Genomic DNA, 23830 nt, shown 5'->3' on the forward strand with positions numbered 1-23830 from the left:
TTTCTGTCTATCGCGCTTCTTCGATCCGGCGCAGGTACTCGCGGGTCGCCGCGGCATAGCCCAGTTCGAGCGCATCGGAAACGAAGGCATGGCCGATCGAGACTTCGCGCACGCCCGGCACCGCGCGCAGGAATTCGCTCAGGTTGTCGCGGCTCAGGTCGTGGCCGGCATTGACTTCGAGCCCGACTGCCTGTGCGGCGCGCGCCGCCTCCGCGTAGAGCTGTAGCACCTGGCTCGCCTTCGAGGTGTCGCGCGAGGCGGCGTAGCCCTCGGTGTAGAGCTCGACGCGATCGGCGCCGACCGCCTTGGCGGCCGCCATCATCTCGGGCGCCGGGTCCATGAACAGGCTCACGCGCACGCCCAGCGCCCGGGTCTCGGCGACCAGCGGGCGCAGCCGCTCGGCGTCCTCGGGGAAGCTCCAGCCATGGTCGCTGGTCGCCTGGGTCTGGCTGTCCGGGACGAAGGTCGCCTGGTGCGGACGCAGCTCGCGCACGAACTCCATCAGGTTGTGGAACGGATTGCCCTCGATGTTGAACTCCGCCGCCGGCCAGTCCTTCTTGAGCAGGCCCGCCAGGTCGCGCACGTCCTGCGGCCGGATGTGGCGCTCGTCGGGGCGCGGATGGACGGTGATCCCGTGCGCGCCGGCGTCCAGGCACAGAGCGGCCGCGAACAGCACGCTGGGGATGCCGAGCGGGCGCGTGTTGCGCACCAGCGCGACCTTGTTGAGGTTGACGGACAGGGCTGTGGACATAGGAGTGCTCATAGGGCTTGCAGATCCCGCATCATCTGCCGCGTGTGCAGCGTTGCGACGCCGCAATGGTAGTTGAGCAGCACCCGCAATTGGGTGCGCAGCGCACCGTTGATGCCGGCGCAGACGCGCAGCGTCGAGGCGAAAGGCGCCCGATCGTCCAGCGCCGCCTGCAGGGCCTCCCATTCGGCGGCCCGCAGCGCCGGCTCGGTGTCGTCGGCCTGGCGCAGCCCGGCCTCGGGCACCAGCGCATAGCGCGCCGACGGCGCCAGCGGCGTCAGGGTGGCGGTCTGGGCGTCCAGCGACGGCAGCAGCCCGACCGCGCGCAGCAGCAGCAGCTCGAAGGCCCGCAGCCCGGCCGCCTGGGTCGCCGCCTGCGCCGTCCCATGGTCGCTCGCCAGCACCTGGACCACCGCCGCGTAGGCGTCGAACAGCAGCTCGTGCGGATCGTCGCGGGCCAGCAGCCGCATCAGCAGTTCGTTGACGTAGTAGCCCGACAGCAGCGCCTCGCCGGTCGGCATCACGTGGCCGCCCATCCATTCGGCCGCCTTGAGCGTCCGGATCTCGGCCTCGCCGGTGAAATTGAGCTGCAGCGGCTGCAGCGGCAGCAGCACCGGCCGGAAGTTGGAGCTCGGCCGCTTGGCCCCCTTGGCCACCAGCGCGATCCGCCCCAGGTGGCGCGTGAAAACCTCGAGGATCAGGCTCGTCTCGCTCCAGTCGTAGCGGTGGAGCACATAGGCCGGTTCATGCGAAACGCGCTTGACGGCCACTCACTCGTATCCGAAGGAGCGGACCCGTGCTTCGTCGTCGGCCCAGCCCGAGCGCACCTTGACCCAGAGCTCGAGGAACACCTTGGCGTCGGCCAGCTTCTCGAGCTCGACGCGCGTTTCCATGCCGATGCGCTTGATGCGCTCGCCCTTGTCGCCGATGACCATCGCCTTGTGGCCGTCGCGCTCGACCACGATCGTGGCGGCGATCCGCAGCAGCCGCTTCTGGCCCTTCTTCTGGGGCGGTTCTTCTTCGAACTTGTCGATCACGACGGTCGAGGTGTAGGGCAGTTCGTCGCCGGTCAGGCGGAACAGCTTCTCGCGCACCAGTTCCCCGGCCAGGAACTTCTCGCTCCGGTCGGTGAGTTCGTCCTCGGCATAGAACCAGTCCTGCTCGGGCAGGTACTTCTCGCAGATGCCGAACAGGCGCTCGACATCCTTCGCGTTCTTGGCCGACATCGGCACGAATTCGGCGAACTCGTGCTTCTGCTGCATGGTCTGCAGCCAGGGGGCGATGTCGCCGCGGCGGTGCACGTTGTCGAGCTTGTTGGCCAGCAGCACGGTCGGGATGCCCTTGCCGAGCAGCTTGAGCACGCGCTCGTCGGCCGGCGTGAAACTGCCGGCCTCGACCACGAACAGGATCAGGTCGACATCGCCCACCGCGCCCTGCACGGTCTTGTTGAGCGACTTGTTGAGCGCATTGGCGTGCAGGGTCTGGAAGCCCGGCGTGTCGACGAAGACGAACTGGGTCGGGCCCAGCGTGCGCATGCCGGTGATGCGGTGCCGGGTGGTCTGGGCCTTGCGCGAGGTGATGCTGATCTTCTGCCCGACCAGGGCGTTGAGCAAGGTCGACTTGCCCACGTTGGGCTTGCCGACGATCGCCACCAGGCCACAGCGGCGGGCGCCCTCCGCGCCGTCGCTGGCCGGGGGGAGGATGGATTCGTTCACTTCGTTCATGGGGTTGCCTTCGCGCCTCGCGCCTTGAGCCGGATCAACATGGCCGCCGCGGCGGCCTGCTCGCCGGCGCGGCGCGAGCCGCCGATGCCGCGTTCGCGCAGGCCCAGGTCGGGCACCTCGCATTCGACATCGAAAGTCTGCTTGTGTGCCGCCCCCAGCGTTCCGACGACGCGGTAGGCGGGCAGCTTCATTTTGTGACCCTGCAGCCATTCCTGCAATTCGGTCTTGGGGTCCTTGGAGGCCGCCTCCATGCGCGGGCTGATCGCCACCGACTCGTAGAGCCGGTGCACCAGCGCCTGCGCCGCCGCGTAGCCGGCATCGAGGTAGACGGCGCCGATCACCGCCTCCAGCGCATCGGCCAGGATCGACGGCCGGTTCTGGCCGCCCGATCGCGACTCGCCCTCGCCCAGCCGCAGCAAGGGCGACAGCGCCAGCTTGAGCGCCAGCTGGTGCAGCGTGTCCTGCTTGACCAGGTTGGCGCGCACCCGCGACAGGTCGCCTTCCGGAAGGGTCGCCAGCCGCGCGTAGAGCAGGTGCGACACCGCCAGGTTCAGCACCGAGTCGCCGAGAAACTCCAGCCGCTCGTTGTGATCAGCCGAAAAACTGCGGTGCGTCAGCGCCTGCTGCAGCAGCCGTGCATCGGCGAAGGAATGCTGGAGGCGCGCCTGCAGCGCGACGAGGCCGCCGTCGGTCACGGGGAAAAAGACGTCAACGCGATTGGCCCCGGTACTTCAGGAGCAGGTAGGCCGGGCCGAACAGATGGATCTCGCGGTCGTAGGCGAACGACACCACCACCTTGTCGCCATCCTTCTTGATGTCGAGGTCCTTGCCGCTGACCGACTGGAAGTCGTCGATGGCCTGGGCCCGATCGAAGATGGCCCGCACTTCGGGCACGGTCGAGCCCGCCGTGGCCTTGCCGGCGGCCTTGGTGATCGCCTGGTACTCGATCAGCGTCGGAATCACCTGCGCCACCACCACGCCGACGCACGCCAGCACGATCGCTACGAAAAGCAACCCGATGAACGAGATGCCGCGCTGTTTCTGTCCTGTCTGCCTTGCTCTCATGCCCTCTACCCCTCCATCAAGAACCGGATGCTTATTGGAATGTGCCGATGCGCTTGAGATTGCCGAAGTTCATCCACACCAGGAAGGCCTTGCCCACGATGTTCTGGTCCGGAACGAAGCCCCAGTAACGCGAATCGAGCGAGTTGTCGCGGTTGTCGCCCATCATGAAATAGTGTCCCGGCGGCACTTTGCACACCACGCCCTCGACACTGTAACGACAATTTTCCTGGTTCGGGAACGGCATGATCTCGGCCTCGGACAGTCCCGCGCGGCGGTTGTCGTCGTTGAGCAGGCGATGCTCCTTGCCGCCCAGATCCTCGTTGTACTGCTTGAGGTAGCGCATCGTCTCCTCGTCGAAATACTCCGGGATCGCGACCTTGGGGACCGGCTGTCCGTTGATCGTGAGCTTCTTGTTGAGGTAGGACACCTCGTCGCCCGGCACGCCGACCACCCGCTTGATGTAGTCCATGCTCGGCTTGGGCGGATAGCGGAACACCATGACCTCGCCGCGTTCCGGCGCCCGGCCCTCGGTGATCTTGGTGTTGATGACCGGCAGCCGCAGGCCGTAGACGAACTTGTTGACCAGGATCAGGTCGCCGGTCAGCAAGGTCGGCATCATCGAGCCCGACGGGATCTTGAAGGGCTCGAACAGAAAGGAGCGCAGCAGGAACACGGCCAGGATCACCGGGAACAGGCCGGCGGTCCAGTCCAGCCACCAGGGCTGCATGACCAGCCGCTCGCGTGCCTTGGTGTCGACCGTATCGACCTGCGTGATGCCCTGGCGGGTCAGTTCTTCGCGCCGCTGGGCCAGCGAGGCGTCGAGCGTGTCGGCCGCGCGCCGGCGCTTCGGCAGGAAATAGAAGCGTTCGGCCAGCCAGTAGAGGCCGGTGACCACCGTGGCCAGGAACAGCAGCAGCGCGAAGTTGCCTTCGACCGCGCCGAAGTACCAGGCGCCGATGTAGCCGACGAAAGCGGCGAGGATCAGGGAAGTGAGGAATGCCATCTTTAGTCTTCGACTTGCAGGATGGCGAGGAAGGCCTCTTGCGGGACCTCGACCGAGCCGATCTGCTTCATTCTTTTTTTGCCCGCCTTCTGCTTCTCGAGCAGCTTCTTCTTGCGGGTGATGTCGCCGCCGTAGCACTTGGCGAGCACGTTCTTGCGCAGGGCCTTGATTGTCTCACGCGCGATGATGTTGACCCCGATCGCGGCCTGGATCGCGACGTCGAACATCTGGCGTGAAATGATCTCGCGCATCTTCGAGACGACCGCCCGGCCGCGGTACTGGCTCTGGCTGCGGTGGACGATGATCGACAGCGCATCGACCTTCTCGCCATTCAGCAGGATGTCGACCTTGACCACGTCCGAGGCCCGGTACTCCTTGAACTCGTAGTCCATCGAGGCGTAGCCGCGGCTGACCGACTTCAGCTTGTCGAAGAAGTCGAGCACGATCTCGCCGAGCGGCATCTCGTAGGTCAGCATGACCTGGCGGCCGTGGTAGGCCATGTTCATCTGCACGCCGCGCTTCTGGTTGGCCAGCGTCATCACGACGCCGACGTATTCCTGCGGCATGTAGAGATGCACCGTCACGATCGGCTCCCGGATCTCGGCCATCTTGCCGACGTCGGGCATCTTCGACGGGTTCTCCACCATGATGACTTCGCCGTCGTTCTTCATGACCTGGTAGATCACGCTCGGCGCGGTCGTGATCAGGTCCTGGTCGAATTCGCGCTCGAGACGCTCCTGCACGATCTCCATGTGCAGCAGGCCCAGGAAGCCGCAGCGGAAGCCGAAGCCCAGCGCCTGGCTCACCTCGGGCTCGTAGCGCAGCGACGAATCGTTGAGCTTGAGCTTCTCGAGCGCGTCGCGCAGCGAGTCGTACTCGCTGGCCTCGGTCGGGTAGAGCCCGGCGAACACCTGCGGCTGGATCTCCTTGAAGCCGGGCAGCGCCTCGGTCGCGGTGGCCGCGGCGCCGCCGGTGCCGGGCTTGATCAAGGTCACGGTGTCGCCGACCTTGGCCGCCTGCAGTTCCTTGATGCCGGCGATGATGTAGCCGACCTCGCCGGCCTCGAGCGTGGCGCGCGGCTCGTTGGCGGGCGTGAAGACGCCGATGTTGTCGGCGTTGTACATCGCACCCGAGGCCATCATCTTGATGCGCTCGCCCTTGACCAGCCGGCCGTCGACCACGCGCACCAGCATCACCACGCCGACATAGGGATCGAACCAGCTGTCGATGATCATCGCGCGCAGCGGGCCGTCGGGATTGCCGCGCGGCGCCGGCATCCGCGCGACCACGGCCTCGAGGATTTCCTCGATGCCCATGCCAGTCTTCGCGGAACACGGGATCGCGTCGGTCGCATCGATGCCGATCACGTCCTCGATTTCGGTGCGCGCGTTGTCGGGGTCCGCGTTGGGCAGGTCCATCTTGTTGAGCACCGGCACCACCTCGACGCCGAGGTCGAGCGCGGTGTAGCAGTTGGCGACCGTCTGCGCTTCGACACCCTGGCTCGCATCGACGACAAGCAACGCGCCTTCGCATGCCGACAGCGAGCGACTCACTTCATACGAGAAGTCGACATGGCCCGGCGTGTCGATCAGATTGAGGTTGTAGACCTGTCCGTCCTTGGCCTTGTAGTGCAGTGCGGCGGTCTGTGCCTTGATGGTTATCCCACGCTCTTTCTCGATGTCCATCGAGTCGAGAACCTGCGCTTCCATCTCGCGCTCGGCGAGACCACCACAACGTTGGATCAAGCGATCGGCAAGCGTCGACTTGCCGTGATCGATGTGCGCAATGATCGAAAAATTTCTGATGTGATTCATCAACGGGAACGCTTAAGTACTTGAATTGGCTCGGGCGCAGAAGGCGTCAGGCAAGAAAAAAGGGCGCGTCCCCTAGAGACGCGCCCTGAACCAACAAGCAATGGCAACTGCAGTAGTTGGAACTTCATTGTAGGCAAAAAGGGGGGCGCGTACAGCCGGGCCAAAGCCCGGGAGGGGTCGTTGCAGGTCAGCAACATGCCACTTATTAACAACTTATCAACAGAGTCGGTGGAGCAATCGCTTAACAACTTGTGGGCGAACTGTGGAGCGCCGGTGGACGGGCTGCGGGAATCTCGCATCGTGAAGCACCTCGGACTGCTTATGCGACGAGCGGCGATCAGAGAGGCCCTATTCTACCGAAATTCATCGTTAGACACCTTTCAAGTTAGTAGTCACCAACCAAAATACGTCGTTCGGCCTGTCAAAAAAATTTCTTGGAGGCTGCGGTGGGCGCGCGACACTGGCCGAAAAATGACCCCAAACCCGACTGCCGGGTGGGGCCACTTGACGCCCATCGTGCGATCAGCGGGCCGGCCGGAGCAGCGCGTACTGAGCCCAGTCGCCCCGGCGGAACAGCAGGCTGACCGGCTTGCTCTTGTCCGCCCTGGCCAGGGCGGCGTCGAATTCCTTCAGGTTCGCCACCTCGGTGTTGCTCACCGCCAGCACCACGTCGCCTTCGCGCAGGCCGGCGCGCGCGGCTGCATCGGTGGCGGAATCGATCCGCACGCCACCCTTGAGCTTGAGCTCCTTCTTCTGCGCATCGGTGAGGTCGCTCAGCGCCAGCCCCATCGACTTGGCGGCCGCGGAGGCCGAGGGCTTGGCCGCCGGTTCGTCGCGCTCGGCGACCTTGGTCGGCTTGTCGGGTTCGATCTCGGCGATGGTCACGTTGATGTCGCGCGAGCTGCCGCGGCGGAACACCGTGATCGAGCTCTTGGTGCCGGGCTTGGTGTTGCCCACCAGGCGCGGCAGGTCGCTCGGCTTCTCGATCGACTTGCCGTCGAACTTGGTGATGATGTCGCCCGGCTCGATGCCGGCCTTCTCGCCCGGCGAACCGGCCTCGACGCCGCGCACCAGCGCGCCCTGCGCCTTGCCCAGACCGATCGATTCGGCCACGTCCTTGGTGACCTGGTCGATCTGCACGCCGATGCGCCCGCGCGACACGCGGCCCGAGGCACGGAGCTGGTCAGCGACCCGGCTCGCCTCGTCGATCGGGATCGAGAACGAGATGCCCATGAAGCCGCCCGAACGCGAGTAGATCTGGCTGTTGATGCCCACCACCTCGCCGCGCATGTTGATCAGCGGACCGCCCGAATTGCCGGGGTTGATGGCCACGTCGGTCTGGATGAACGGCAGGTAGTCGCCGGTGTCGCGCTGCTTGGCGCTCACGATGCCGGCCGTGACGGTGTTCTCGAGACCGAAGGGCGAGCCGATCGCCATGACCCATTCGCCGACGCGCAGCTTCGACACGTCGCCGACCTTGACCGCCGGCAATCCGGTGGCATCGATCTTGACGACCGCGACGTCGGTGCGCTTGTCGGCGCCGACGATCCGGGCCTTGAACTCGCGCTTGTCCGGCAAGGTGACCAGCACCTCGGAGGCGCCGTCGACCACGTGCGCATTGGTCATCACGAAACCGTCGGGCGACAGGATGAAGCCCGAGCCGACGCCGCGCGGACGCTCCTCGTCGGGCGCCTGCGGGCGGTTCGAGCGCGGCCCCTGGCGCGGGACGCCGGGCATCGGCTGGCCGAAGAAGCGGCGGAAGAACTCCTGCATTTCCTCGTCGGGTTCTCCGCTGGCCCCGCCCTGGGCGACCTTCTCGATGGTGCGGATGTTGACCACGGACGGGCCCACCTGGTCCACCAGGTCGGTGAAATCAGGCAGCGCGCGCGCCTGCGCATGGACGGGCGTCACTGGCAGCAGCGCGGTGGTCGAAGCGAGCGCGAGCGCGCAGGCCATCAGGGTCGAACGGAAGGTGTTCGCCTCGATCTTGAGCATCATCGGTTTCTTTCGTTGAAGAGAGACAAAAACTGCCAGGGACGCCTCAGCGGGCGCGGACCAGGTTTTGCGCGAACGCATCCAGCGTCTGCGGCGGCACCTCGCCGACCGCGGTCAGCCACCAGTCGCCGTCCTTGCCGGTCAGCCGGCGCGTGAGCGTGTAGGTGGCGCCGAGCGCGAGCAGCACTTCCTCGGGCTTGCGCTGCGCATCGTAAGGCTCGATGAACAGCGACACGGTGGCGAGGCCATCCGTGAAGGTCCACTGCATCGTATGGCCCAGTCCGTCGCCGCCCATCGGACGCCGGAACGAGCTGACCGGGCGGAAACCCGCGACCGGCTTGCCGAGCGCCCAGCCCTCGCGCTCGGCCGTGGTGCGCTCGAGCTCTGACTTCTCGACCCGGTAGCCGGCCGTGCTGCCCATCATTTGCGCCAGCGCGTGGACCTTGACCGGCGCATCGAGCTGGAGTTCGGAGAAGGCCGACTGCTCGATCACCTTGTTGTCGCGATCGAGGGTCTGCAGCTTGACCACCAGGCCCGAGCGGCGCTCGCTCCAGACCCGGTAGCCGAAGCGCAAGCCGTCGCGCGGCTCGATCTGTACCACGTCGGCGTCGAATCCGGCGACGCGGTCCTTGCCGATCGCGCGCACGCCGTACGAGTCGGCGATCGACGAGTCGGGCGCGCCCGACAGGTTCGGGAAGATCTCCAGGTTCTCGCGCTTCTCGCGCTTGACGACCTTCGAGTCGGGCAGGAAGGTGACGACCTGGTCGTTGCGCCGGAAGGTCGAGCGCGGCGGCCCCGACAGGGCCTCGATGCGCTCCATCTGGAGGTCGCCCTCGCAGACATGCCAGATGCGTGCGCTCGACAGGTTGCCGGCCGGCGCCGACACCACGAAGGTGCCGACATAGCTGCGCTGCCGGGCGGCCGCATGCATGCGCTCCAGCCACTCGACGACGCCCATGGCGGGCAGGTCGCCGCCGGCGGCGGGCGCGCTTTTCGCGGTGGCCGGGGCAGGACGGCTCTGGGCGAGCGACACCTGCGCCATGCACAACGCCGCCACCAGAACCAGGAATCCGCGTGCGGAGATCGGCATCGAATGAGTCATTGCAGAGGCTGCCGGCGCTGGCGTCAGCGCGACGGCCGGTCGAAGGTGGCGTTGCGCAGGAAGCCCGAAGGCATTTGCGAGGCGCCTCCGGCTTGCTGATGGGCTTCGAGCAGTTGATCGAGACGCGGGTCGCGCAGCATGACCTGCGGATTGCCGTTGCCGATCATGACCCGGCTCGCCGCGAGGCTCGGCGCCGCGGGCTTCGGCGCCTCGGCCGTGGCGACCACGGCCGGTGCGGCCTGCTGCAGCGCCAATTGGGCGCCGGCCGCACGGGAATCCGCAACGCCGACCCAGTTCCAGCCGATCGCAGCCGCCGCGGCCAGCGAGGCGGCGCCGGCCACCAGCTTCCAGCGGAACACCGGCTCGTTGGCCGCTTCGACCCTGAGGCGCGCCGGCGGAGGCTCGGCCGCCACAGACACCCGCAACGGCACCGGGGGCTCGGTCGCCAGGCGGCTCTGGAATCGGGACAGGAAGGCCGACGTGTCGCTGCAGGCGGCATGGCCACCCGAGCGCAGAACGTCGCCCACCAGGTGATAGGTCTGCCAAGTCGCCCGCAGTTCGGGGTCGACACCCAGCCTGCCCACCACGTCGGCAAATTCGCCGTCGCGCAAATGGCCGTCGACAAGCGCGGAAACTTGCTCTTGGACTGTCTTTGTTTGGTTCATCTCATTCACCTGCTTACCAGCGCTTGCCCGACTGGTTGTCCAGCAAGGGCTTGACCCGGGTCGAAATAGCCTCGCGGGCGCGGAAAATCCGCGACCGCACCGTGCCGATCGGACAATTCATGACCTCGGCGATCTCTTCGTAACTCATGCCCTCGATCTCGCGCAGCGTCACCGCCTGCCGCAGTTCGGCCGGCAGCGCTTCCATCGCCGCCTCGACGGCTGCCGCGATTTCATTGGCCGCCAGCACGGTTTCGGGGGTCTCGTCGCTGATTGGTTCGTTTCCGGGCCGGTAAGTTTCATCGTCGTCGTCAGAAGACGATCGAAGGGCGCTTTCGGAGATGGTCGGATCGCGCTTCATGTCGACCAGCGCCTTCTTGGCCGTGTTGACCGCGATCCGGTAGAGCCAGGTATAGAACTGGGCGTCGCCGCGAAACTGGTGCAGCGCGCGGTAGGCACGGATGAAGGTCTCCTGGGCGATGTCCTCGACCAGGTTGACGTCGCGCACCATGCGGCCGATCAGCCGCTCGATCCGCCGCTGGTACTTGATGACCAGCAGCTCGAAGGCCTTCTGGTCGCCCGCGACGGTGCGCTGAACCAGCTGGAAATCGACCTCGCCCGGGCTTTGCGCCCCGGCGGGCGCATCGGTCGGACCGGTGCCGGGCGGCACGGGAGGCGGGGACACTGTCATACGCGGGGATGATGCACCGGCGCCGGGCTCGCATCGGCCGGCGCCACGCGTGCATGGAGGGCGCGCCGCAGATCCAGCCAGCGCTCGGGCAAGGCCTGGCGGTCGACCCAGACCCAGCGCCGCGACCGCGCAGGCGCTTCCAGGCGCACCAGCAGCAAGGATTGCAGGTCGAGGGCCACGCTGGCGCGGGCCGAGCGCAGCGGGACGCCGCCCGACATCGACCAGTGCCGGCCATCGAAAACCAGTTCGCCCGGCGCCGAGCTCTGCAGCAGGCCGGTCCAGGCGGCCGCGCCGGCCACGACGGCGCTCAGCGCCAGCATCGCCTGGCGCCAGTCGAAGCCGTCGGCCTGCAGGGACGCGAGCGTGGCGCTGGCGACGCCGAGCGCCCAGAGCGAAACCAGAAGGCGTCGCGCATAGCGCGAACGCCCCACCGGATAGTTCACCGACGGGGCGCTGTGCATGGGTTGGAAAGTATCAAACGCGCTTGAACACCAGCGTGCCGTTGGTGCCGCCGAAACCGAAGTTGTTCTTGACCGCGACGTCGATCTTCATGTCGCGCGCCTCGTTGGCGCAGTAGTCGAGATCGCACTCCGGATCCTGATGGAAGATGTTGATCGTCGGCGGGCTCTTCTGGTGATGCAGCGCCAGGATCGTGAACACCGATTCGATGCCGCCGGCGCCGCCCAGCAGGTGGCCGGTCATCGACTTGGTCGAGTTCACGACCAGCTTGCGGGCGTGATCGCCGAAGGCGTTCTTGATCGCGTTGGTCTCGTTCAGGTCGCCCAGCGGCGTCGACGTGCCGTGCGCATTGACGTACTGCACCTCGTCGGCATTGACGCCCGCATTGGCCAGCGCCATCTGCATCGAGCGGCGCGGGCCATCGACGTTGGGCGCCGTCATGTGGAAGGCATCGCCGCTCATGCCGAAGCCGGAGACTTCGGCGTAGATCTTGGCGCCGCGCGCCTTGGCGCGTTCGTACTCCTCGAGCACGACCACGCCGGCACCCTCGCCGAGCACGAAGCCGTCGCGGTCCTTGTCCCAGGGCCGCGAGGCGGTCTTGGGGTCGTCGTTGCGCGTCGACACGGCGCGCGCGGCGCAGAAGCCGCCCAGGCCCAGCGGCGAGACGGTCGATTCGGCGCCGCCGGCGATCATCACGTCGGCGTCGCCGTATTCGATCATGCGGGCCGAGGTGCCGATCGCATGCAGGCCGGTGGTACAGGCCGTCACCACCGCGATGTTCGGGCCCTTGAATCCATACTTGATGGAAACATGGCCCGAGATCATGTTGATGATCGACGCCGGCACGAAGAACGGCGACACGCGGCGCGGGCCGCGGTTGACCAGTTCGGCGTGCGTGTCCTCGATCAGCGGCAGGCCGCCGATCCCGGAGCCGATGTTGCAGCCGATGCGCACCGCATCTTCTTCGGACAGCGCGTCGCCGGTGGGCAAACCGCTGTCCTGCACCGCCTGGATGGCGGCGGCGAGCCCGAGATGGATGAAGCGGTCCATGTGGCGCGCTTCTTTCTCGGGGATGTAATCCTTGATGTCGAAACCCTTGACTTCCCCGGCGAACCTGCAGGAGAAGGCGCTCACATCGAACTTGGTGATGGTGTCGATGCCCGAATTCCCGGCCAACAGGTTGTCCCAGGACTCGGCGACGGAATTTCCGACAGGAGCGAGGCAACCGAGTCCGGTCACGACGACGCGGCGTTTGGTCATGCCGGCAAACCTTTCTGGAAGCTGAGGCCGCTGGCCGGTGCGCGCAGGCGTTGAAACCGCGGACCGGGGCGACGGCGACTCAGCGCGGCCGTATCAGGCCTTTTGATTCTTGGTGGCGTAGTCGACGGCATTCTGGACCGTCGTGATCTTTTCGGCGTCTTCGTCGGGGATCTCGATGCCGAATTCGTCTTCGAGCGCCATCACGAGTTCGACCGTGTCGAGCGAGTCCGCGCCGAGGTCGGCCACGAAAGCCTTCTCGTTGGTGACCTGGGACTCTTCAACGCCGAGTTGTTCGGCAATGATTTTCTTGACACGTGCTTCGATATCGCTCATTTGGTTCCCTCTGAGGGTTGTAGGTAATCGGTTGATTTTAGCCGGCCGCATTGTGGCATTTGCCGCACGGCCGTGGGTGAAAGCGCTTGCGTTCCTGGGGCTACATGTGCATGCCGCCGTTCACGTGCAGTTCCTGCCCCGTGATATAGGCGGCCTGCGGCGACGCCAGGTAGGCGACCGCGTGGGCGATATCGGCGGGTTTGCCGAGATGCCCGAGGGGGATCTGGGCCAGCAGCGCCTGCTGCTGCGCCTCGGGCAGGCTGGCCGTCATGTCGGTCTCGATGAAGCCCGGCGCCACGCAGTTGACGGTGATGCTGCGGCTGCCGAGCTCGCGCGCCAGCGCCCGCGTCATGCCCGCCACGCCGGCCTTGGCCGCCGCGTAGTTGGCCTGGCCCGCATTGCCGGAGGCACCCACCACGCTGGTGATGCTGATGATGCGGCCGTAGCGCTGCTTCATCATCGGACGGATGACGGCGCGCGACAGCCGGAAGACGGCCTTCAGGTTGGTGTCGAGCACCGCGTCCCAGTCGGCGTCCTTGAGGCGCATGGCGAGCGTGTCGCGCGTGATGCCGGCGTTGTTGACCAGCACGTGGACCGCGCCGTACACCTTGACGATCTCGTCGACCAGGGCATCGACCGCGGCGCCGTCGTTGACATCCAGCACGCAGCCTCGGCCGTCATGGGCCGCGAGCGCGGCCGTGATCTTGGCGGCGCCCTCTGCGGAGGTGCCGGTGCCGATGACCTTGAGGCCGCGCTGGGCCAGTTCGAGCGCGATGGCGGCGCCGATGCCGCGGGTGGCACCCGTGACCAGGGCGACCTGGCCTTCGAATTTGGGAATACTCATGACTGAACCTGTGGGTTGGCGCTCAAGCGCCGAGCAGTTGCCTGGTTTCGGCGAGTGTCGCCGGATCGTAGAGCGAGGCCGCGGCCACGGCCGGCGCGATCCGCTTGGCCATGCCGGTCAGCACCTTGCCCGGACCGCACTCGACGATGGCCTCGACCCCGCGCGCCTCCAGGGCCTGCACGGTCTCGACCCAGCGCACCGGACCCGCCGCCTGGCGCACCAGGGCGGCGCGGATGCGCTCGGGATCGGTCTCGACCGCGACATCGATGTTGTTGACGACCGGAATCCGGGGCGCCGCCAGCTGGACCGAGACCAGCCGCTCGCGCAGCGCCTCGGCGGCCGGCTTCATCAGGCTCGAATGGAAAGGCGCGGAGACCGGCAGCGGCAGCGCCCGCTTGGCCCCGTTGGCCTTCAGCACTTCGCAGGCCTTGTCGACCGCCGCCTTGCTGCCCGCTATCACGGTCTGCATCGGGTCGTTGAAGTTCACCGCTTCCACCACCTCGGCGCTGCCGGGCCCGAACGAGGCCGTGACCTCGGCGCAACCGGCCAGCACCTTGGCGGCGTCCATGCCCAGCACGGCGGCCATCGCGCCGACGCCGACCGGCACCGCCTGCTGCATCGCCTGGGCCCGGAAGCGCACCAGCGGCGCCGCCTGCGCCAGCGTCAGGACACCCGAGGCCACCAGGGCCGAATATTCGCCCAGCGAATGGCCGGCGACCACCGACGGCTCGGCGCCGCCTTCGGCGCGCCAGGCACGCCAGGCGGCGATCGCGGCGACCAGCATCACGGGCTGGGTGTTGGTGGTCAGGGCCAGGGCTTCCTTGGGGCCTTCGTGGATCAGGCGCGCGATGTCTTCATCGAGCGCATCGGAGGCTTCGCGCAGCGTTTCGGCCACGGCCGGGTGGTCGCCCCAGGCGTCGAGCATGCCGACCGCCTGCGAACCCTGACCCGGAAAGACGAATGCAAAGGACTTCATGATGTTGTGTCTCCTGGACGCCGCGGCCCGCCGGGGGCCACGCGCTCCATTGCTTAATAGGTCAGCAGGACCGCACCCCAGGTGAAGCCGCCGCCGACGCCTTCGAGCATCAGCGTGTCACCCTTCTTGACCTTGCCCGAGCGCACCGCGGCGTCGAGCGCGAGCGGTATCGAGGCCGCCGAGGTGTTGCCGTGCTCGTCGACCGTCACGATGAGCTTGTCGCGCGCCAGCTTCAGCTTCTTGGCCGTGCCTTCCATGATGCGGATGTTGGCCTGGTGCGGAATCAGCCAGTCGATGTCGGCCTCGGTCTTGCCGGCCTTGGCCAGCGTGGCGCGGGCCGCTTCCTCGAGCACGCGCACCGCCAGCTTGAAGACGGCCTGGCCATCCATGTGCAGCAGCGGCTTGCCCAGCACCTCGCCGCCCGCCACATGGCCGGGCACGCAGAGGATGCCGACGTGCTTGCCATCGGCATGCAGGTCGCTCGCCAGGATGCCCGGCTCGTTGCTGGCTTCGAGAATCACGGCGCCAGCGCCATCGCCGAACAGCACGCAGGTCGTGCGATCGTTGAAATCGAGGATGCGCGAGAACACTTCGGCACCGACCACCAGCGCGCACTTCGCGCTGCCGGTGCGGATCATCGCGTCGGCCACCGTCAGCGCGTAGACGAAGCCGCTGCACACCGCCTGGACGTCGAAGGCGGCGCAGCCCGCGATGCCGAGCTTGTGCTGGAGGATCGCCGCCGACGACGGGAACACCATGTCGGGAGTGGAAGTGGCGACGATGATCAGGTCGATGTCGGCGGCGCTGCGGCCGGCGGCCTCGAGCGCGTGCTTCGCGGCTTCCAGGCCGAGGTCGCTGCTGGACACGTCGGGGGCTGCGAAATGGCGAGCGCGAATGCCGGTGCGCTCGATGATCCACTGGTCGGAGGTCTCGATGCCGCGGGCGGCGAGTTCCTGGGCCAGGTCGTCATTGGTCACGCGGCGGGGCGGCAGGAAGCTGCCGGTGCCTGTGATGCGGGAAAAAGGGGTCATCAGACGTGGAGCGCCGGCGTGTCGGCCGGCGCCGCCGAGTCTTGCCGTGCGAGCAGTGGCGCGGCGTGGGCGATGCGGGCCCGCACACGGTCGAGCAGGTTGTTGCGAGCGGCATCATAAGCGCGATCGAGGGCGTGGCCGAAGGCCACGTCGTCCGCGGAGCCATGGCTCTTGAAGACGAGGCCGCGCAGGCCCAGCAAGGCGGCACCGTTGTAACGCCGATGGTCGAGCCGCTTTTTGAGCGCTTTTAATACCGGATAAGAAACGATCGCAGCAAATTTGCTGAAGATGCCGCTGGAGTACTCGATTCGCAGGAAGTCCACGATCATCGAAGCCACGCCCTCGGTGGCCTTCAAGGTCACATTGCCGACGAAACCGTCGCACACCACGATGTCGGTGGTGCCCTTGAAGATATCGTTGCCCTCGACGTTTCCGTAGAAGTTCAAATCCTGCGAATTGGCCGCTTTTCGAAGCAGTTGGCTCGCTTTTTTGATGGTTTCGCTGCCTTTGATGGCTTCTTCGCCGACATTGAGCAGGCCGACGCTGGGCGATTCGTTGCCCGTCAGCGCCGACACCAGCGCCGAGCCCAGCACCGCGAACTGCAGCAGATCCTCGGCGTCGCAATCGACATTGGCGCCGAGGTCGAGCACGGTGGTCGCGCCTCCCTTGCTGTTGGGCAGCTGCGGCGCGATGGCCGGCCGGTCGATGCCGTCGAGCGTCTTGAGCAGATAGCGTGCGATCGCCATCAATGCACCCGTGTTGCCGGCAGAAACCGCAGCCTGCGCCGCGCCGTCCTTGACTTGCTGGATCGCGACCCGCATCGAGGAGTCTTTTTTCTTGCGCAGCGCGACCTCGATCGGGTCGTCCATGCCGACCACTTCGCTGGCCCCGATGACCGTGGCACGAGGATGCGAGAAGCCCGCCAGGGCGGCTGGCGCGCCGACCAGCAACAGCGACGCCTCGGCGTGGCGCTCGAGGAAAGCCCGGCAGGCCGCAAGCGTGACGCGCGGCCCATGGTCTCCGCCCATGCAATCAACGGCGATCGTGATCACGGGCGGAACTGGAGCGGATGCTGAGGACGTAGCCATCAAAACAAAGGCCCGACGCTACAGGAAAAGTAGCCTCGGGCCATGGCCTGGGAGCAAGAATCAGGCTTCGGACTTGGTCTTGAGGACCTTGCGGCCACGGTAGAAACCGTTCGGGCTGATGTGGTGGCGCAGATGCGTTTCGCCGGTGGTCGGCTCGACGGCGATGCCGGGCACGCCCAGCGCGTTGTGCGAACGGTGCATGCCGCGCTTCGACGGCGACTTCTTGTTTTGCTGGACGGCCATGATGGCTCCTGGAAATGTTGGGTGGGTTGGCGGTGTGCACGCAAGCTCATACCAATGACTAATACTGACACATCAGACGATCAGACGGCGCGCGCGAAGCCCATGATTATAGCCCATCGATGGCGTCAAGGCCAGTACCCAGGCCACTGGCGTGCGCTCAGCCCTTGTCGGACTTGTCCGAACGCAGGGCGCCGAGCACGGCGAACGGGTTGGGCCGGGCCGCTTCGGCGCCGTCGAAGTCCGGGTCGGCGGCCGACAGCCGGGTTGGCTGCGGACACACCTCGTGCCGCGGCGTGACGGGGATTTCCATCAGCAGTTCGTCCTCGATCAGCGCATGGAGGTCGAAATCGCGGCTGGCGACCAGCACATCCTCGTCGGACACCTCGTCCTCAGCCGCCGCGGTGGCCTCGTCGGGCGCGAACCGGAACCAGCGATCGACCTTCAGCGCGAGTTCGACCGACGCCAGGCAGCGCTGGCAAATCAGAGGCGCGCTCGCCTGGGCGTCGAGGTGCAGCCACGGCACCGGGGCGCCGTCGGCGCCGCTGCGCGACTGCCCGGTCGCGACCCAGCGCACCGTGGCGTCGGCGGACGGGTCGGCGAGTTCGGCGCTCAGGCGCTCGAAGCCCGACATGGGGTCGTTGCCGGACAGGGTCGCGGCTGAGTCGGCGAAACCGTTCACGTCGAGCCGGCCGGGGACAAATTCTTTGCTCATCGACGCCAGTCTAAACCGCTCACGCACAATCGGGACCATGCAACGCCAAGTGATCCTTGCCTCGACCTCCCGCTACCGGCGCGAACTGCTGACGCGCCTGCGCCTGCCCTTCGACGTCCAGGCGCCGGAGGTGGACGAAACCCCGCTGCCGGGCGAAGCGCCGCGCGCGCTGGCCGAGCGGCTGGCGCTCGAGAAGGCGAATGCGGTCGCCCGCCAACATCCGCAGGCCGTGGTGATCGGCTCCGACCAGGTCGCCGACCTCGCGGGCGAGCCCCTGGGCAAGCCCGGCAACCACGCGCGCGCCACCGAACAGCTGCGGCGCATGCGCGGCCAGACCCTGATCTTCCAGACCGCGGTCGCCGTCGTCTGTCACGCCAGCGGCTTCGCCGAGCGCGACCTGGCGCCGGTCCGGGTGGTCTTTCGCGATCTGGAAGACGCTGCGATCGAGCGCTACCTGCGCGCCGAGGAGCCCTACGACTGCGCCGGCAGCGCCAAGAGCGAGGGCCTGGGCATCGCGCTGCTGGAGGCGATCGACAGCGACGACCCGACCGCGCTGGTCGGCCTGCCGCTGATCCGCACCGCGCGCATGCTGCGCGCCGCCGGAGTCGACCTGCTGTGAGCACCCCGGCCCTGGGAAAGCTTTACCTGGTGCCGGCGCCGCTCGATTTCGGCTGCGACGAACAGGCACCGCTCGAAGACGCGCTGCCGCGCGGCACGCTGGCGACTGCCGCCGGCATCACCCACTGGATCTGCGAGAACGCCAAGTCGGCGCGCGCCTACCTCAAGCGCATCGATGCCGTCTGCCCGCTCGCGGCACCGTTGCAGGCGCAGCAGATCACGGAGTTGCCGCGCGAAGTCCACAAGAAGGGCGATCATGCGGGGCAGTTCGATGCCCGGCCCCTGCTCGCGCCCGCGCTCGCCGGCCACGATGTCGGGCTGCTCAGCGAGGCCGGAATGCCGGCGGTGGCCGATCCCGGCTCATCGGTGGCCCGGGCCGCGCACGAGCTCGGCATCGTGGTGATTCCGCTCACCGGGCCGGTGTCCCTGCTGCTCGCCCTGGCGGCCAGCGGGCTCAACGGCCAGAATTTCGCCTTCGTCGGCTACCTGCCGCAGGAGGCCGACGCGCGCACCCAGCGGATCCGCGAACTCGAATCGCTCGCGCTGCGCACCGGCCAGACCCAGCTGTTCATCGAGACGCCCTACCGCAACGCCGCCCTGTTGCAGGCGCTGACCCAGACGCTGCAGCACAACACCCGGCTGGCCGTGGCGCGTGGACTGACGCTCGCCTCCAGCAGCGTGCGCAGCGACACGGTGAAGGGATGGCGCGCCAAGCCGATGGCGGCCGACACCCGCGCGCCGGCGGTGTTCGCGATCGGCCGCTGAGGCCCGCTCGCAGATGGAGATTTCCAACCGCATGCGCTGGGCTGCGCGGGCGCAGTTCTTCTGTTCGGGCTTCGTTTTCGCGACCTGGGGCGTGCACATCCCGACCGTGAAGGCCCACTACCGCGTCGACGAGGCGGAACTCGGCCTGGCGATGCTGGCCGCCGGCGTCGGCGCCCTGGTCGGCCTGACCCAGGCCAGCCGCTGGATCGGCCGCGCGGGCGCCCGCCGCACCGCCGCCGTCTGCGGCGCGACCTACGCCCTGCTGCTCGCCGGGCTGCTAGCGATGCCGAGCTTCGCCGCCCTGCTCGGGCTGCTGGCGGTGTTCGGCATCGTCACCAGCGTGTTCGACGTCGCGATCAACGCCGAAGCCGCACAGCTGGAGCTTCGCTGCGGCCAGCCGCTGATGAGCGGGATGCACGGCATGTTCAGCCTGGGCGGCATGGTCGGTGCCGTGACCGGCAGCGCCGCGCTCGCGGCCGGCCTGCGGCCCCCGTTCCACCTGCTGCTCGTGTCCGGCGCAATGGCCTTGACCGTCGTCGTGGCGGCCCGCTCGATGCTCCCGCGCGAGGCCACGGCCTCCGCCAGCGCCGACCACGGTTTCCGGCTGCCGCGCGGCGCGCTGGCGCTGCTGGGCCTGCTGGCGGCACTGGGACTGATCGCCGAGGGTGCGATCTACGACTGGAGCGTGCTCTACCTGCAGCAGGAACTCGGCAGCCCGCAGCAGCAGGCGGCGCTGGCCTACGCCAGCTTCTCGGCGGCGATGGCGCTGGCCCGGTTCGGCGGCGATGCGCTTCGCGCCCGCTTCGCGCCACCCGTGCTGCTGCGCGCCAGCGCATTGCTGGCCGCGGGGTCGATGGCCCTGGTGCTGCTGACCGACCGGCCCTGGCTCGCACTGGTCGGCTTCGCCGGGGTCGGCGTCGGCTTCGCCAACGTGGTGCCGATCCTGTTCGCGGCTTCGGCGCGGGTCCCGGGCGTGGAGCCCACCCGCGGCATCGCGGGCGTGTCGGCGCTGGCCTATCTCGGCTTCATGGCGGGCCCGCCGGTGATCGGCTTCCTGGCCCAGGTCAGTTCACTGACCCATGCGCTCTATCTGGTGGTGGTCTTCGCCACGGCGCTGGCGCTCTCGGCGCGCCACGCCGATCCGGCATGACAGCAGCGGCCCGGCGGCCGGCTCAGCGAAGGGCCGGCGCTGCGTGCAGGGCCCGGACCGATGCATCCGCCAGCGCCGCGCCGAACTTCTTGGCCAATTTTTCGGCGACGTTGTCGCGGCGCGTGTAGTCGATCACTTCCTCGGCCTTGATGACGTCGCGGGCGACGAAGTCGACATTGCCGAGCTGGTCGGCGAGGCCCAGTTCGATCGACTGCTGGCCGCTCCAGAACAGGCCGCTGAAGAGCCCCGGCGTGTCGGTCTTGAGCCGATCGCCGCGGCCGCTCTTGACCACCTCGATGAACTGGTTGTGGATCTGGTCGAGCATCTGCTGCGCGTGCGCCTTCTGGGCGTCGTTCATCGGGCTGAACGGGTCCATGAAGCCCTTGTTGTCGCCCGCCGTGAGCAGCCGGCGCTCGACGCCCACCTTGTCCATCAGGCCGGTGAAGCCGAAGCCGTCCATCAGCACGCCGATGCTGCCCACGATGCTGGCCTTGTCGACGAAGATCTTGTCGGTCGCGGCGGCGATGTAGTAGGCCGCCGACGCGCAGGTTTCCTCGACCACCGCATAGACCGGCTTGTTGTACTTGGCGCGCATCCGCTTGATCTCGTCGTTGATGATGCCGGCCTGCACCGGGCTGCCGCCTGGCGAATTGATCAGCAGCACGATGCCCTTGGCGCCGTCGTCCTCGAAGGCCGTCTTCATCGCGGCGACCACGAATTCGGCGCTGGCATCGGCACCGGCGGCGATCTCGCCCTTGATCTCGATCACCGCGGTGTGCGGCGTGGCCTTGGCGGATGCGGGCGTGCCGCGCGACATCGCGAACCAGAGCAGGAAGACGAAGAACGCAAGCCAGCTCAGCCGGACGAAAGTCTTCCAGCGGCGGGTGGCGCGCTGCTCGCGCACCGCGGCAAAAGCCAGCTTCTCGAGCGTCGCGCGCTCCCAGCCCGGCGATGAGGTCGGATCGTTCTTTGCCATGGTTCTCGTGCCGTCTGCGGAAAGTGGAGGCGCCGTGCGCTCGAAGGGCTCGAAACCCTCGGGTTCCGTGCGGTTGGAATCGGTCATGTCAGAAGGCTGCTTGAAGGTTCCAGGCAGTATGCCAGTGCACCACGCCGTCCCGCTCGCTCAGTGCGATCTTCACGAGGCCGCCGCGGCAGGGCCCGCCGGCGCATTCGCCGGTGTCCGGCTTGTACACCGCGCCGTGGGTCGCGCACAGCAGCCACTGGCCCGAGTCGTCGAAGAAGCGGTCGGGCTGGAAGTCCATTTCCATCGCCACGTGGCTGCAGCGGTTCAGGTAGGCATGCGGCGCGCCTTCGAAGCGCACCGCGAAGGCCCGGCAGGTCTCGCCGCCGTGCACGACGTCGAAGGGCACCGCCCGGCCGCCCTCGACCAGATCGGCCGAGTTGCACAGGGGAATCGGCTCGCTCATGGCGTCCTCAGGCGTTCGCGGCCAGCCATTGCGAGAGCCCGGCGACCGAGTGCGCCACGTGCAGCGGCGCCAGGGCGTCGAAGCTTTCCGGCGCATGGGCGCCGTAGCTGACGCCGACACCGGCGCAGCCGGCATTGATCGCCAGTTGCAGATCGTGCGTGGTGTCGCCGATCATGAGCGTGCGGTCGGCCGGGGTTTCCAGCTCCTCCATCAGTTCGAGCAGCATGCGCGGGTGCGGCTTGCCGAAGGTCTCGTCGGCGGTGCGGGAGGCGTCGAAGCGATCGCGCAGCGCGACGGTGGACAGGGCTTCGTCCAGCCCGCGGCGCGACTTGCCGGTGGCGACCGCCAGCTTGTGGCCACGCGCACGAAGGGCATCGAGCATCTCCAGCACGCCGTCGAACAGCACCAGGTCGTCCTGGTGCTGCAGGAAGTGGAAGCGGTAGCGGTGGCCCAGCTCGGCGTATTTCTCCTTCGGCACGTCCGGCGCGGCGCGGGCCAGCGCCTCGGCCAGGCCGAGGCCGATCACCCACGCGGCATCGCTCTCGCTCGGCCTGGCGCCGCCGACGTCGACCACGGCGGCCTGGATGCAGCGGGCGATCAGCCGCGTGGAGTCGTACAGGGTGCCGTCCCAGTCGAAGGCGATCAGGTCGAAACGGCGGGGTCGGGTGTCAGTCATGGGCTTGGACGAAAGGATGGGTGGCAAGCGCGTCGAGCGCGGCGGGCGGCATCAGTGCATGCAGTTCGGGCGGCAGGTCGGCTTGCAGCGCGACCCGCTCGGCGCTCGAGGGATGGGTGAACTGGAGTCGCCACGCATGAAGGAACATGCGCTTGAGGCCCAGCTTCTGCAAGGCCCGGTTGCGCTCGAAGACGCCGTATTTGTCATCGCCGGCGATCGGATGCCCGGCCGAGGCGAGATGGACGCGGATCTGGTGGGTGCGGCCGGTCTTGATGGTCACGGCCAGCAGGGAGAAGCCGGCGGCATCGCCGGCGAGCGGAAAACGGGCGAGCACCCTGACCAGCGTGACCGCGCGCATGGCGTCCGGGTGGTCCTTGGCGACCACGCGGACCCGCCGCTCCCCCTCGGCGGCGCCCGCGGCCGTCGGCAGCAGGTACTTGGCCAGCGGCGCGTCGAGCACCTTCTTGTTGGCCGGCCAGGCGCCCTCGACCAGCGCCAGGTAGGTCTTGCCGGTCTCGCGCTCGCGGAACTGGTCCTGCAGCGCGGTCAGGGCGCTGCGCTTCTTGGCGACCAGCAGGATGCCGGAGGTCTCGCGGTCCAGCCGGTGCACCAGTTCAAGGAAGCGCGCCGCCGGCCGGGCCCGCCGCAGCTGCTCGATCACACCGAAGCTCACGCCGCTGCCGCCGTGCACCGCGACCCCGGCCGGCTTGTCGATCGCCAGCAGCGACTCGTCCTCGAGCAGCAGCGGGAATTCGCGCGCCGGCGCCGCCGGCGTGGCGCCCTCCTCCGCGCGCGCCGACACCCGCACCGGCGGCAGCCGCAGCACGTCGCCCGCTGCCAGCCGCGACTCGGCCTGCGCCCGCCCCTTGTTGATGCGCACCTCGCCCGACCGGATGATCCGGTAGACGTGGGTCTTGGGCACGCCCTTGAGATGGCGGAACAGGTAGTTGTCCAGCCTTTGGCCGGCGGAATCCTCGTCGACCGTCAGAAAGCGAACTTCTGCCGCCGCGGGGCCCGGCTTCGCACCTATAATGTTTTTCACCAGCGCGGTCTTGTAAGTGCTTGATTAATCAGAAGTTTAGAGCACTGCAGGGAGCGCTGTGAGGTCGATGCCGCTTTGGGGCAGCGTCCGCAGGCCACGCGCAAGAGCGCAAGGCGGCGGGCCCTGTCCCCGAGTCAAGCCGACGCCCACGAAACACCGATACGGAATACCCAGCCGGCAGGCCCCAATCTGCCGGCGGATCGAAGCGAGTCCCTTGTGTTGATGCTGCTGATTCAACTGATCCTGCGCTGGCAAAAGCCGGCAGCGTCAGCCATTGAATCTCCGCCAGCGCGCGCCACCCCTGCGCCAGCTGCTATTAAACCAATAGCAGATCGACACCTCATGCGGCTTGCGCTCATCCACGCGCCCCCACCCCGTCTGACATCGAGTTGACTCTCGGTG

At 67.6% G+C, this 23830-nt stretch carries 27 protein-coding genes; 3 read left to right on the forward strand and 24 right to left on the reverse strand.

Translation table 11 applies throughout. From position 1 onward, the window contains the following. Positions 1-7: 7 nt before the first annotated feature. The 20 genes from QTI68_RS30065 to QTI68_RS30160 all read right to left on the reverse strand — a co-directional run bounded on the left by QTI68_RS30065 (position 8) and on the right by QTI68_RS30160 (position 17750). On the reverse strand, positions 8-751 hold the full coding sequence (locus QTI68_RS30065) for a pyridoxine 5'-phosphate synthase (RefSeq protein WP_503011759.1): 744 nt from the start codon (positions 749-751) through the stop codon (positions 8-10). 8 nt (positions 752-759) lie between these two features. Next, entirely contained in the window at positions 760-1518 is a 759-nt protein-coding gene (gene recO, locus QTI68_RS30070; protein WP_286526851.1) for a DNA repair protein RecO, read from the reverse strand. Further along, the gene (gene era, locus QTI68_RS30075) at positions 1519-2472 is read right to left on the reverse strand and encodes a GTPase Era (protein WP_286526852.1); all 954 of its coding nucleotides are present in this window, start codon (positions 2470-2472) and stop codon (positions 1519-1521) included. It abuts the gene before it with no gap. Further along, positions 2469-3167 (reverse strand): ribonuclease III, encoded by a 699-nt coding sequence (gene rnc, locus QTI68_RS30080; RefSeq protein ID WP_286510148.1) that lies wholly within the window; start codon positions 3165-3167, stop codon positions 2469-2471. The genes era and rnc overlap by 4 nt, the downstream gene beginning before the upstream one ends. Before the next feature lie 13 nt (positions 3168-3180). Then, entirely contained in the window at positions 3181-3537 is a 357-nt protein-coding gene (locus QTI68_RS30085; protein ID WP_286526853.1) for a DUF4845 domain-containing protein, read from the reverse strand. Positions 3538-3568: 31 nt separating this feature from the next. Next, the gene (gene lepB / locus QTI68_RS30090; RefSeq protein ID WP_286526854.1) at positions 3569-4540 is read right to left on the reverse strand and encodes a signal peptidase I; all 972 of its coding nucleotides are present in this window, start codon (positions 4538-4540) and stop codon (positions 3569-3571) included. Positions 4541-4542: 2 nt separating this feature from the next. After that, positions 4543-6354: a translation elongation factor 4 gene (lepA, locus tag QTI68_RS30095; protein WP_286526855.1), complete on the reverse strand. Its 1812-nt coding sequence runs from the start codon at positions 6352-6354 to the stop codon at positions 4543-4545. 522 nt (positions 6355-6876) lie between these two features. After that, positions 6877-8349 (reverse strand): DegQ family serine endoprotease, encoded by a 1473-nt coding sequence (locus tag QTI68_RS30100; protein ID WP_503011762.1) that lies wholly within the window; start codon positions 8347-8349, stop codon positions 6877-6879. Between the two features lie 46 nt (positions 8350-8395). Further along, complete coding sequence (locus QTI68_RS30105) at positions 8396-9451, reverse strand: MucB/RseB C-terminal domain-containing protein (protein ID WP_286526857.1); 1056 nt, start codon at positions 9449-9451, stop codon at positions 8396-8398. Positions 9452-9474: 23 nt separating this feature from the next. Next, positions 9475-10116 (reverse strand): sigma-E factor negative regulatory protein, encoded by a 642-nt coding sequence (locus tag QTI68_RS30110; RefSeq protein WP_286526858.1) that lies wholly within the window; start codon positions 10114-10116, stop codon positions 9475-9477. 13 nt (positions 10117-10129) lie between these two features. Next, positions 10130-10804, reverse strand: coding sequence for an RNA polymerase sigma factor RpoE (rpoE, locus tag QTI68_RS30115; protein ID WP_286526860.1), 675 nt, complete (start codon positions 10802-10804; stop codon positions 10130-10132). Continuing rightward, positions 10801-11265 (reverse strand): hypothetical protein, encoded by a 465-nt coding sequence (locus tag QTI68_RS30120; RefSeq protein WP_286526861.1) that lies wholly within the window; start codon positions 11263-11265, stop codon positions 10801-10803. The genes rpoE and QTI68_RS30120 overlap by 4 nt, the downstream gene beginning before the upstream one ends. Before the next feature lie 13 nt (positions 11266-11278). Beyond that, the gene (gene fabF / locus QTI68_RS30125; protein WP_286526862.1) at positions 11279-12523 is read right to left on the reverse strand and encodes a beta-ketoacyl-ACP synthase II; all 1245 of its coding nucleotides are present in this window, start codon (positions 12521-12523) and stop codon (positions 11279-11281) included. A gap of 93 nt (positions 12524-12616) precedes the next feature. Further along, complete coding sequence (acpP, locus tag QTI68_RS30130) at positions 12617-12856, reverse strand: acyl carrier protein (protein WP_007830471.1); 240 nt, start codon at positions 12854-12856, stop codon at positions 12617-12619. A 100-nt stretch (positions 12857-12956) separates the two neighbouring features. Further along, the gene (fabG, locus tag QTI68_RS30135; RefSeq protein ID WP_286526863.1) at positions 12957-13700 is read right to left on the reverse strand and encodes a 3-oxoacyl-ACP reductase FabG; all 744 of its coding nucleotides are present in this window, start codon (positions 13698-13700) and stop codon (positions 12957-12959) included. A 22-nt stretch (positions 13701-13722) separates the two neighbouring features. Then, positions 13723-14676: an ACP S-malonyltransferase gene (gene fabD, locus QTI68_RS30140; RefSeq protein ID WP_286526864.1), complete on the reverse strand. Its 954-nt coding sequence runs from the start codon at positions 14674-14676 to the stop codon at positions 13723-13725. A gap of 53 nt (positions 14677-14729) precedes the next feature. Next, positions 14730-15707, reverse strand: coding sequence for a beta-ketoacyl-ACP synthase III (locus tag QTI68_RS30145; protein ID WP_286526865.1), 978 nt, complete (start codon positions 15705-15707; stop codon positions 14730-14732). Next, on the reverse strand, positions 15707-16759 hold the full coding sequence (plsX, locus tag QTI68_RS30150) for a phosphate acyltransferase PlsX (RefSeq protein WP_286526866.1): 1053 nt from the start codon (positions 16757-16759) through the stop codon (positions 15707-15709). The genes QTI68_RS30145 and plsX overlap by 1 nt, the downstream gene beginning before the upstream one ends. A 96-nt stretch (positions 16760-16855) precedes the next feature. Beyond that, positions 16856-17038 (reverse strand): 50S ribosomal protein L32, encoded by a 183-nt coding sequence (gene rpmF, locus QTI68_RS30155; protein ID WP_028248601.1) that lies wholly within the window; start codon positions 17036-17038, stop codon positions 16856-16858. Between the two features lie 157 nt (positions 17039-17195). Then, complete coding sequence (locus QTI68_RS30160) at positions 17196-17750, reverse strand: YceD family protein (RefSeq protein WP_286526867.1); 555 nt, start codon at positions 17748-17750, stop codon at positions 17196-17198. 37 nt (positions 17751-17787) lie between these two features. Between QTI68_RS30160 and QTI68_RS30165 the strand changes: the two genes are divergently transcribed. Genes QTI68_RS30165 through QTI68_RS30175 form a run of 3 tightly spaced genes read left to right on the forward strand, consistent with a single transcriptional unit; the run spans position 17788 to position 20283 of the window. Continuing rightward, positions 17788-18369: a Maf family protein gene (locus QTI68_RS30165; RefSeq protein WP_286526868.1), complete on the forward strand. Its 582-nt coding sequence runs from the start codon at positions 17788-17790 to the stop codon at positions 18367-18369. Beyond that, the gene (locus tag QTI68_RS30170) at positions 18366-19133 is read left to right on the forward strand and encodes an SAM-dependent methyltransferase (RefSeq protein ID WP_286526870.1); all 768 of its coding nucleotides are present in this window, start codon (positions 18366-18368) and stop codon (positions 19131-19133) included. Before QTI68_RS30165 ends, QTI68_RS30170 begins: the two co-directional genes overlap by 4 nt. A 13-nt stretch (positions 19134-19146) precedes the next feature. Then, on the forward strand, positions 19147-20283 hold the full coding sequence (locus QTI68_RS30175; RefSeq protein ID WP_286526871.1) for an MFS transporter: 1137 nt from the start codon (positions 19147-19149) through the stop codon (positions 20281-20283). A 22-nt stretch (positions 20284-20305) separates the two neighbouring features. Here QTI68_RS30175 and QTI68_RS30180 read toward each other — a convergent pair whose 3' ends face one another. The 4 genes from QTI68_RS30180 to QTI68_RS30195 are packed head-to-tail and all read right to left on the reverse strand — an operon-like array spanning position 20306 to position 23428. Beyond that, a complete protein-coding gene (locus QTI68_RS30180) occupies positions 20306-21346 on the reverse strand; it encodes a S49 family peptidase (protein WP_286526872.1) in 1041 nt (346 codons plus the stop codon). A 1-nt stretch (position 21347) separates the two neighbouring features. Further along, positions 21348-21710: a Rieske (2Fe-2S) protein gene (locus QTI68_RS30185; RefSeq protein WP_286526873.1), complete on the reverse strand. Its 363-nt coding sequence runs from the start codon at positions 21708-21710 to the stop codon at positions 21348-21350. Positions 21711-21717: 7 nt separating this feature from the next. Further along, entirely contained in the window at positions 21718-22386 is a 669-nt protein-coding gene (locus QTI68_RS30190) for an HAD-IA family hydrolase (RefSeq protein WP_286526874.1), read from the reverse strand. Then, a complete protein-coding gene (locus QTI68_RS30195; protein WP_286526875.1) occupies positions 22379-23428 on the reverse strand; it encodes an RluA family pseudouridine synthase in 1050 nt (349 codons plus the stop codon). The genes QTI68_RS30190 and QTI68_RS30195 overlap by 8 nt, the downstream gene beginning before the upstream one ends. Positions 23429-23830: the final 402 nt, after the last annotated feature.

The sequence above is a fragment of the Variovorax sp. J31P207 genome, assembly GCF_030316965.1.
Taxonomy (GTDB): domain Bacteria; phylum Pseudomonadota; class Gammaproteobacteria; order Burkholderiales; family Burkholderiaceae_C; genus Variovorax; species Variovorax ginsengisoli_B.

Bases quoted from the DNA above. Each gene is read 5' to 3' on its own strand.
- QTI68_RS30065 (WP_503011759.1), bottom strand. From the start codon at position 751: ATGTCCACAGCCCTGTCCGTCAACCTCAACAAGGTCGCGCTGGTGCGC.
- era (WP_286526852.1), bottom strand. From the start codon at position 2,472: ATGAACGAAGTGAACGAATCCATCCTCCCCCCGGCCAGCGACGGCGCG.
- QTI68_RS30085 (WP_286526853.1), bottom strand. From the start codon at position 3,537: ATGAGAGCAAGGCAGACAGGACAGAAACAGCGCGGCATCTCGTTCATC.
- lepB (WP_286526854.1), bottom strand. From the start codon at position 4,540: ATGGCATTCCTCACTTCCCTGATCCTCGCCGCTTTCGTCGGCTACATC.
- lepA (WP_286526855.1), bottom strand. From the start codon at position 6,354: ATGAATCACATCAGAAATTTTTCGATCATTGCGCACATCGATCACGGC.
- QTI68_RS30100 (WP_503011762.1), bottom strand. From the start codon at position 8,349: ATGCTCAAGATCGAGGCGAACACCTTCCGTTCGACCCTGATGGCCTGC.
- QTI68_RS30105 (WP_286526857.1), bottom strand. From the start codon at position 9,451: ATGACTCATTCGATGCCGATCTCCGCACGCGGATTCCTGGTTCTGGTG.
- QTI68_RS30110 (WP_286526858.1), bottom strand. From the start codon at position 10,116: ATGAACCAAACAAAGACAGTCCAAGAGCAAGTTTCCGCGCTTGTCGAC.
- rpoE (WP_286526860.1), bottom strand. From the start codon at position 10,804: ATGACAGTGTCCCCGCCTCCCGTGCCGCCCGGCACCGGTCCGACCGAT.
- QTI68_RS30120 (WP_286526861.1), bottom strand. From the start codon at position 11,265: ATGCACAGCGCCCCGTCGGTGAACTATCCGGTGGGGCGTTCGCGCTAT.
- fabF (WP_286526862.1), bottom strand. From the start codon at position 12,523: ATGACCAAACGCCGCGTCGTCGTGACCGGACTCGGTTGCCTCGCTCCT.
- acpP (WP_007830471.1), bottom strand. From the start codon at position 12,856: ATGAGCGATATCGAAGCACGTGTCAAGAAAATCATTGCCGAACAACTC.
- fabG (WP_286526863.1), bottom strand. From the start codon at position 13,700: ATGAGTATTCCCAAATTCGAAGGCCAGGTCGCCCTGGTCACGGGTGCC.
- fabD (WP_286526864.1), bottom strand. From the start codon at position 14,676: ATGAAGTCCTTTGCATTCGTCTTTCCGGGTCAGGGTTCGCAGGCGGTC.
- QTI68_RS30145 (WP_286526865.1), bottom strand. From the start codon at position 15,707: ATGACCCCTTTTTCCCGCATCACAGGCACCGGCAGCTTCCTGCCGCCC.
- rpmF (WP_028248601.1), bottom strand. From the start codon at position 17,038: ATGGCCGTCCAGCAAAACAAGAAGTCGCCGTCGAAGCGCGGCATGCAC.
- QTI68_RS30160 (WP_286526867.1), bottom strand. From the start codon at position 17,750: ATGAGCAAAGAATTTGTCCCCGGCCGGCTCGACGTGAACGGTTTCGCC.
- QTI68_RS30165 (WP_286526868.1), top strand. From the start codon at position 17,788: ATGCAACGCCAAGTGATCCTTGCCTCGACCTCCCGCTACCGGCGCGAA.
- QTI68_RS30175 (WP_286526871.1), top strand. From the start codon at position 19,147: ATGGAGATTTCCAACCGCATGCGCTGGGCTGCGCGGGCGCAGTTCTTC.
- QTI68_RS30180 (WP_286526872.1), bottom strand. From the start codon at position 21,346: ATGACCGATTCCAACCGCACGGAACCCGAGGGTTTCGAGCCCTTCGAG.
- QTI68_RS30185 (WP_286526873.1), bottom strand. From the start codon at position 21,710: ATGAGCGAGCCGATTCCCCTGTGCAACTCGGCCGATCTGGTCGAGGGC.
- QTI68_RS30190 (WP_286526874.1), bottom strand. From the start codon at position 22,386: ATGACTGACACCCGACCCCGCCGTTTCGACCTGATCGCCTTCGACTGG.